Source organism: Streptomyces niveiscabiei (assembly GCF_001419795.1).
In the GTDB taxonomy this organism is placed as follows: domain Bacteria; phylum Actinomycetota; class Actinomycetes; order Streptomycetales; family Streptomycetaceae; genus Streptomyces; species Streptomyces niveiscabiei.
In genome coordinates this window covers 1-1,319 of sequence record NZ_LIRL01001270.1, presented here as the reverse complement: position 1 = coordinate 1,319, position 1,319 = coordinate 1, and the positions used below count along the sequence as shown (strand labels likewise).

Here is a 1,319-nt window from a genome sequence, read left to right as displayed (position 1 = left end):
GGCGAGGCCCAGCGCGTGAAGATGATCCGCCACCTGGGCTCGTCGCTCACGGACGTGACGTACGTCTTCGACGAGCCGACGACGGGCCTGCACCCGCACGACATCCGCCGGATGAACGACCTCCTGCTGCGCCTGCGCGACAAGGGAAACACGGTGCTGGTGGTCGAGCACAAGCCGGAGGTCATCGCGATCGCCGACCACGTCGTGGACCTGGGCCCGGGCGCCGGCACGGCGGGCGGCACGGTCTGCTACGAGGGCACGGTCGAGGGCCTGCGCGCGACGGACACCCTCACGGGCCGCCACCTGGACGACCGGGCGAAGCTGAAGGACGAGGTCCGCGAGCCCACCGGCAAGCTGGAGATCCGGGGCGCGACGCGGCACAACCTGCGCAACGTCGACGTGGACGTCCCCCTCGGCGTCCTGACGGTCGTCACCGGCGTCGCGGGCTCCGGCAAGAGCTCCCTGATCCACGGCTCCATCCCGCGCGCGGCCGGCGTCGTCTCGGTCGACCAGACCCCGATCAAGGGCTCCCGCCGCAGCAACCCGGCGACGTACACGGGCCTCCTGGAGCCCGTCCGCAAGGCGTTCGCCAAGGCCAACGGCGTCAAACCGGCCCTGTTCAGCGCCAACTCGGAGGGCGCCTGCCCGACCTGCAACGGCGCGGGCGTCGTCTACACCGACCTCGCGATGATGGCGGGCGTGGCCACGCCCTGCGACGACTGCGAGGGCAAGCGGTTCCAGGCGGCCGTCCTCGACTACCACCTCGGCGGCAAGGACATCAGCGAGGTCCTGGCGATGCCGGTCGCCGAGGCGGCGGAGTTCTTCTCGACGGGCGAGGCGAAGACCCCGGCGGCGAGCCGCATCCTGGGCCACCTCGCGGACGTCGGCCTCGGCTACCTCACCCTCGGCCAGCCCCTCACCACCCTCTCGGGCGGCGAACGCCAGCGCCTCAAGCTGGCCACCCACATGTCCGACAAGGGCGGCGTCTACGTCCTCGACGAGCCGACCGCCGGCCTCCACCTCGCCGACGTCGAACAGCTCCTCGCCCTCCTCGACCGCCTGGTCGACTCCGGCAAGTCCGTCATCGTCATCGAGCACCACCAGGCCGTCATGGCCCACGCCGACTGGATCATCGACCTCGGCCCCGGCGCCGGCCACGACGGCGGCACGATCGTCTTCGAGGGCACCCCGTCCGCCCTGATCACCGCCCGCACGACCCTGACGGCCGAACACCTCGCGGAATACGTCGACGCCTGACCACCCCCTGATCCTCGTACGTGGTGCTGCTTGGCGTACGGGGATCAGGGGGTGGTCAGGCG

1 protein-coding gene is annotated in these 1,319 nt (G+C 71.6%); it reads left to right on the top strand.

Annotation, left to right across the window (positions count from 1 at the left end; translation table 11 throughout):
- Positions 1-1,257: ATP-binding cassette domain-containing protein (locus AOK24_RS42990; protein WP_159052211.1), on the top strand; the 1,257-nt coding region annotated here is incomplete at its 5' end.
- Between the last annotated feature and the right edge of the window lie 62 nt (positions 1,258-1,319).